Below are 7,080 nucleotides of genomic sequence, written 5' to 3'. Positions count from 1 at the left end.
GGTCAGCTTCGACCAGGTCAACCAGCTTCTGACGAAGAAGGCAATCTCCAAGATGATCGATGTGGTCTACCGCCATTGCGGTCAGAAGGAGACGGTCATCTTCTGCGACAAGATCATGGGACTTGGTTTTCGCTACGCCTGCCGGGCCGGCATCTCGTTCGGCAAGGACGACATGGTGATCCCGGAGACCAAGGACGATATCATCCACAAGACGACCGAGCTCGTGCGCGAATACGAGCAGCAGTACAATGACGGTCTAATCACGCGTGGTGAGAAATACAACAAGGTGGTCGACACCTGGACCGAGTGCACCGAGCTCGTCGCAAAGGAAATGATGAAGCGCATTTCCTCTGTGCAGGTGGACCAGGAGACCGGCCGCGAGAAGCCGATCAACTCAATCTATATGATGTCCCATTCTGGTGCGCGTGGTTCTCCCGCGCAGATGAAGCAGCTTGCCGGTATGCGCGGTCTGATGACCAAGCCGTCGGGTGAGATCATTGAGACGCCGATCATCTCGAATTTCAAGGAAGGTCTGTCGGTGATGGAGTACTTCAACTCCACCCACGGCGCCCGGAAGGGTCTGGCCGATACCGCCTTGAAGACGGCGAACTCAGGATATCTGACGCGTCGTCTTGTTGACGTCGCGCAGGACAGCATCGTCACCGAAGAGGATTGCGGAACCGAGGGCGGCATTACCGTTCGCGCCGTTCTTGATGCGGGTGAAGTGACTGTGTCGCTTGGCCAGCGCGTGCTGGGTCGCACGACGGCCGATCCCGTCAAGAACCCGGCGACCGGCGATGTCATCGTCGCGCAGGGCGAGCTGATTGAGGAAGAGCATGTTGAAGCTATCGAGAACGCGCGGGTCCAAGAGATCCGTGTGCGCTCGGCGCTGACCTGCGAAACCCGTAACGGCATTTGCGGCAAGTGCTACGGGCGCGACTTGGCCCGGGGTACGCCCGTCAATATGGGCGAGGCCGTGGGTGTTATCGCGGCGCAGTCGATCGGTGAGCCGGGTACTCAGCTCACCATGCGGACCTTCCATCTGGGTGGCGTGGCGAGTTCCAAGGTTGCGGATCAGTCATCGCTGGAGTCCGCTTTCGAGGGCACTGTTAAGATCAAGCAGCGCAACGTCGTTGAGGACTCGCAAGGCCGGCACATGGTCATGACCAGGAACATGGCCATTGTGATCCTGGACGACGATGGGGCTGAGCTGGCCACCCACCGCCTGCCTTACGGTACGCATCTGCGGGTGGACGATGGCGATAAGGTCAAGCGCGGGGATCGTCTCGCCGAGTGGGATCCTTATACGCGGCCGGTGCTTACCGAAATCGAAGGTAAGGTCGAATTCGAGGATCTCGTCGAAGGTGTCTCCGTTTCGGAGCAGCGCGACGAATCGACGGGTATCACCAATAGCGTGATCATCGACTGGCGTGCCTCACCGCGCGGCGCCGATCTACGTCCGGCCATGGCAATCAAGGACAAGAAGGGCGAGATCGGAAAGCTGTCACGTGGCGGCGACGCCCGTTACCTGCTTCCGGTCGACGCGGTCTTGTCGGTGGAGTCAGGCAGCGACGTGAAGGCTGGTGACGTGCTGGCGCGTATCCCGATGGAGAGCGCCAAGACCCGCGATATCACGGGTGGTCTGCCGCGCGTTGCCGAGCTGTTTGAGGCGCGGCGTCCCAAGGATCACGCCATTATCGCTGAGATCTCGGGCATTGTGCAGCTCGGCCGCGACTATAAGAACAAGCGGCGGATCAGCATTGTTCCGGACGAGGACGGCGCAGAGGCAGTTGAGTTCCTGATTCCGAAAGGCCGGCATCTGACGGTCCAGGAGGGTGACCGCATTGAGAAAGGCGAGTACCTTCTCGACGGCCACCCCGCGCCGCACGATATCCTGGCTATTAAGGGCGTCGAGGAACTTGCCAACTATCTCGTCAACGAGATTCAGGAGGTCTACCGGCTCCAGGGCGTGACGATCAACGACAAGCATATCGAGGTGATCGTCAGCCAGATGCTCAAGAAGATCGAGATCGACGATCCGGGTGACACCGAGTTCCTCAAGGGCGAGCAAGTGGATCGCATCGACTTCGAAGACGCCAATACGGTGGCAGAAGATGCGGGCGGCAAGAAGGCCGAGGGCCAGCACGTCCTGCTCGGTATCACCAAGGCGAGCCTTCAGACCCGGTCGTTCATTTCGGCGGCCTCGTTCCAGGAGACCACGCGTGTCCTCACCGACGCCGCGGTCAACGGAAAGAAGGATGCGCTCGAAGGGCTCAAGGAGAATGTCATCGTCGGCCGACTTATCCCGGCCGGTACGGGCGGCATGCTCTCGCGGCTCAACCGAATCGCCACCCATCGCGATGAGCTGATTGTGGAAGAGCGTCAGCGCTCGGCCCAGGAGGCGATTGAGCCGGCTGGAGAGGCCGTACCCGAAGAAGCGGCCAGCGGCGAAGCAGTGCCGGAAGACACTACTGACGGCGCTTCTGCGTAGCTGTATGAGGAGATATTGGGGGCCAAGCGGCAAATCCGTCGAAAAACGGTGCTTGGCCCCTGAATTCGGGCACTTGAGCCCTTGACGTTGCAAGAAATGGCCTGATACAACGCGGCCACTCAACGGCAGGCGGTAGCCCACCGAAATGTCGCCCTTTTTGGGCGCGGGTTAGACGCTGCCGGACTAACCGGGATCAGATCGGGGTCATGATCTTGAGGGGTATCCCTCAAGATCCTCTGTTTTTGGCGCTGAAGGACGCGAGGGACGACTCGCAGCTTCAGCTCTTGTGTTTTGGGCGATCTCGCCCGTGGTTGAACGAGGCGATTTCGCCTTCAGAATGATTGGACGCTAAGGCCGCCATGCCAACGATTCAGCAATTGATCCGGAAGCCGCGCAAGGCTCCGGTGAAGCGCAACAAAGTGCCGGCCATGCAGGCCTGCCCGCAGAAGCGGGGGGTTTGCACCCGCGTGTACACCACGACGCCGAAGAAGCCGAACTCGGCGCTCCGGAAGGTCGCGCGCGTGCGTCTGACCAACCAGCAGGAAGTGACAAGCTACATTCCTGGTGAGGGGCACAATCTTCAGGAGCATTCGGTGGTGATGATCCGTGGCGGCCGTGTGAAGGATCTTCCCGGCGTGCGCTACCACATCATTCGCGGCGTGCTCGACACGCAAGGCGTCAGCGCCCGCCGTCAGCGGCGCTCGAAATACGGAGCCAAGCGGCCCAAGTAGTGGGGCGCTTTTTTGGTTTTTAAGGAACGGATTGAAGCGATATGTCCAGGCGGCACAAAGCTGATAAGCGGGAGATCATTCCCGATCCCAAGTTTGGGGATCTGGTGCTCACCAAGTTCATGAACTCGATCATGCTGGACGGCAAGAAGTCGGCTGCAGAGCGGATCGTTTATGGCGCGCTCGACCAGATGGAAGAGAAGGTCAAGCAGAACCCGATCGAAATGTTCCATCAGGCGCTGCAGAACGTCATGCCTGCGATTGAGGTGCGTTCCCGCCGCGTCGGCGGTGCAACCTATCAGGTGCCTGTCGAGGTCCGTATCGATCGGCGCCAGGCGCTGGCCATTCGTTGGATTATCTCTGCGGCGCGCGGACGCAACGAGAACACGATGGTGGAGCGGCTGTCGGGTGAACTTCTGGATGCCGTCAACAATCGCGGTTCGGCCGTGAAGAAGCGCGAGGACACCCACCGGATGGCGGAAGCCAATCGTGCCTTCTCGCACTATCGCTGGTAACCGGTTCAAGGAACTCGAACGATGCCCCGCAAGACGCCCCTTAAGGACTACCGCAACATCGGTATCATGGCGCATATCGATGCCGGCAAGACCACCACGACCGAGCGCGTGCTCTACTACACTGGTAAGAGTCACAAGATCGGCGAAGTTCATGATGGCGCGGCCACCATGGACTGGATGGAGCAGGAGCAGGAGCGCGGTATCACCATTACGTCGGCTGCAACGACCGCGTTCTGGAACGACAAGCGTATCAACATTATCGACACGCCCGGTCACGTGGACTTCACGATCGAGGTCGAGCGGTCCTTGCGTGTGCTCGACGGCGCCGTCGCGTTGCTCGATGCAAACCAGGGCGTGGAGCCGCAGACCGAGACGGTCTGGCGTCAGGCCGACAAATACGCCGTGCCGCGCATGATCTTCGTGAACAAGATGGACAAGATCGGTGCCGACTTCTTCATGTCGGTCGACATGATCAAGAAGCGCCTCGGCGCAAACCCGATCGTGCTTCAGCTGCCGATTGGTGCTGAGTCCGACTTTGCGGGCATTGTCGACCTCGTTCGCATGAAGGCGGTTGTTTGGGACGACGAGTCGCTCGGCGCCTCGTTCCACGATGCGGACATTCCGGCTGACCTGCAGGACAAAGCTGTCGAGTACCGCGACATGCTGGTTGAGCAGGCGGTCGAGGTCGACGAGGAGGCCATGGAGGCCTATCTCGAAGGCAAAGAAATTCCCCAGGAGAAGCTGAAAGAGCTGATCCGCACGGGCACCTGCAACCTCGATTTCGTGCCGATCCTGTGTGGCTCGGCGTTTAAGAACAAGGGTGTGCAGCCGCTTCTTGATGCTGTGGTCGACTATCTGCCGTCGCCGCTCGATGTGCCGGCCATCAAGGCCATCGATGCGAAGACGGAAGAGGAAGTCGACTGTCCGGCGTCGGACGATGCGCCGCTCTCGATGCTGGCTTTTAAGATCATGAACGACCCGTTTGTGGGGTCGTTGACCTTCTGCCGTATCTATTCCGGTAAGGTCGAGTCGGGTCAGACTCTGGTCAACACCGTGAAAGACAAGAAAGAGCGCATTGGCCGTATGCTGCTGATGCACTCCAATCACCGTGAAGATATCAAGGAAGCCTATGCGGGCGACATCGTCGCCATTGCGGGGCTGAAGGACGTCACAACGGGTGACACGTTGAGCGATCCCAGCAAGGCGGTGATCCTTGAGCGTATGGAGTTCCCCGATCCTGTTATAGAGGTCGCCGTAGAGCCCAAGACCAAGAGCGACCAGGAAAAGCTGGGTGTTGCTCTTAACCGTCTGGCCCAGGAAGATCCGTCCTTCCGCGTGTCGGTGGACCACGAATCTGGTCAGACCATCATTAAGGGCATGGGCGAACTTCACCTTGACATCATCGTCGATCGCATGAAGCGAGAGTTCAAGGTCGAGGCCAATGTGGGTGCGCCCCAGGTGGCGTATCGCGAGACGCTCACGAAGACGTCCAACGTCGATTACACCCATAAGAAGCAGACCGGTGGCTCGGGCCAGTTCGCCCGCGTCAAGATGATCATCGAGCCGGGAGAGGCTGGTGAGGGCTATATGTTCGAGAACAAGGTTGTCGGTGGCAACGTGCCGAGGGAGTTTATACCGGGCGTCGAGAAGGGCGTTCAGAGCGTCATCGATGCGGGTATCCTCGCTGGCTTCCCGATCCTTGATGTTAAGTGCACGCTGGTTGACGGCGCGTCGCATGACGTTGACTCGTCTGTGATGGCGTTCGAGATAGCATCCCGTGCGGCCTTCCGTGAAGGGGCTCTAAAAGCCGCGCCGAAACTGCTTGAGCCGATGATGAAGGTTGAAGTGGTGACGCCGGAAGAATATGTGGGCGGTATCATTGGCGATCTAACCAGCCGCCGTGGTCAGGTCCGGGGCCAAGAGGCCCGTGGCAACGCGACGGTAATCAATGCCATGGTCCCGCTAGCCAACATGTTTGGTTATGTGAACACGTTGCGCTCCATGAGCCAGGGGCGCGCGCAGTTCACGATGCAGTTCGACAGCTATTCGCAGGTTCCGCAGGCGGTGGCTGAAGAAGTGCAAGCTAAATTCGCCTAACCGATTGGGCGTTTGAGTTTTTCACTTTTGGTGAGAGGAATGGAGAGCCAAAATGGCTAAAGAGAAATTTGACCGGTCAAAGCCGCATTGCAACATCGGAACGATTGGTCACGTCGATCACGGTAAAACGACACTGACCGCTGCTATCACCAAGACATTGGCTGAGACCGGCGGCGCAACGTTCACCGCTTACGATGAGATCGATAAGGCGCCTGAAGAAAAGGCCCGCGGCATCACGATCTCCACGGCGCACGTCGAGTATGAGACCGAGAACCGTCACTACGCGCATGTCGACTGCCCGGGCCACGCTGACTATGTGAAGAACATGATCACGGGCGCCGCGCAGATGGATGGCGCCATTCTGGTGGTGTCCGCTGCCGATGGCCCCATGCCGCAGACTCGCGAGCACATCCTGCTCGCCCGTCAGGTCGGTGTGCCGGCTCTGGTGGTGTTCCTGAACAAGGTCGACCAGGTCGACGACGAAGAGCTTCTGGATCTCGTCGAGCTCGAAGTTCGCGAGCTTCTGTCCAAGTATGAGTTCCCGGGCGACGACATCCCGATCGTCAAGGGCTCCGCTCTTGCCGCTATCGAGGAGAGCAATCCCGAGATCGGCCAGAAAGCCGTTCTCGAGCTGATGAAGGCCGTCGACGAGTACATCCCGCAGCCTGATCGTCCCATCGATGGGGCGTTCCTGATGCCGATCGAGGACGTGTTTTCGATCTCGGGCCGTGGCACCGTGGTCACCGGACGTATCGAGCGCGGCGTGGTCAAGGTTGGCGAGGAAGTCGAGATCGTCGGCATCAAGCCCACGAGCAAGACGACCGTTACCGGCGTCGAGATGTTCCGCAAGCTACTCGATCAGGGCCAGGCGGGCGACAACGTTGGCTGCCTGCTCCGTGGTGTCGATCGTGAGGGTGTCGAGCGTGGACAGGTTCTGGCCAAGCCCGGTTCCGTGACGCCGCACACGAAGTTCAAGGCCGAGGCTTACATCCTCACCAAGGAAGAGGGTGGTCGCCACACGCCGTTCTTCGGCAACTACCGTCCGCAGTTCTACTTCCGCACGACCGACGTGACGGGTGTGTGCGAGCTGCCGGAAGGCACCGAGATGGTGATGCCGGGCGATAATATCGCCATGACCGTTGAGCTGATCGTGCCGATCGCGATGGAAGAGAAGCTCCGCTTCGCTATCCGTGAGGGTGGCCGCACCGTCGGCGCCGGCGTGGTGTCGTCGATCATTGAGTAGAGATAA

Annotated in this window: 4 protein-coding genes and 1 pseudogene; all 5 read left to right on the top strand. The window is 59.6% G+C overall.

The genetic code is table 11. The features are described from left to right. A pseudogene (locus tag WBQ77_RS08965) lies at nt 1-2,491 on the top strand (DNA-directed RNA polymerase subunit beta'); the annotation flags it as partial. 359 nt (nt 2,492-2,850) lie between these two features. After that, nucleotides 2,851-3,222 carry a 30S ribosomal protein S12 gene (gene rpsL, locus WBQ77_RS08960; protein WP_045367566.1) on the top strand — a complete coding sequence of 124 codons (372 nt, stop codon included), beginning with the start codon at nt 2,851-2,853 and terminating at the stop codon, nt 3,220-3,222. A 41-nt stretch (nt 3,223-3,263) separates the two neighbouring features. After that, nucleotides 3,264-3,734, top strand: a complete 471-nt coding sequence (gene rpsG / locus WBQ77_RS08955) for a 30S ribosomal protein S7 (RefSeq protein ID WP_424044162.1) — start codon at nt 3,264-3,266, stop codon at nt 3,732-3,734. A 21-nt stretch (nt 3,735-3,755) separates the two neighbouring features. Beyond that, a complete protein-coding gene (gene fusA, locus WBQ77_RS08950) occupies nt 3,756-5,831 on the top strand; it encodes an elongation factor G (RefSeq protein ID WP_424059864.1) in 2,076 nt (691 codons plus the stop codon). Nucleotides 5,832-5,883: 52 nt separating this feature from the next. Continuing rightward, complete coding sequence (gene tuf / locus WBQ77_RS08945; RefSeq protein ID WP_424059862.1) at nt 5,884-7,074, top strand: elongation factor Tu; 1,191 nt, start codon at nt 5,884-5,886, stop codon at nt 7,072-7,074. Nucleotides 7,075-7,080: the final 6 nt, after the last annotated feature.

This window comes from Methyloceanibacter sp., assembly GCF_049590335.1.
Classification (GTDB): domain Bacteria; phylum Pseudomonadota; class Alphaproteobacteria; order Rhizobiales; family Methyloligellaceae; genus Methyloceanibacter.
The sequence above is the reverse complement of the archived record's forward strand: the minus strand, read 5'-3'. Positions and strand labels throughout refer to the sequence as shown.

Bases quoted from the DNA above. Each gene is read 5' to 3' on its own strand.
- rpsL (WP_045367566.1), top strand. From the start codon at position 2,851: ATGCCAACGATTCAGCAATTGATCCGGAAGCCGCGCAAGGCTCCGGTG.
- rpsG (WP_424044162.1), top strand. From the start codon at position 3,264: ATGTCCAGGCGGCACAAAGCTGATAAGCGGGAGATCATTCCCGATCCC.
- fusA (WP_424059864.1), top strand. From the start codon at position 3,756: ATGCCCCGCAAGACGCCCCTTAAGGACTACCGCAACATCGGTATCATG.
- tuf (WP_424059862.1), top strand. From the start codon at position 5,884: ATGGCTAAAGAGAAATTTGACCGGTCAAAGCCGCATTGCAACATCGGA.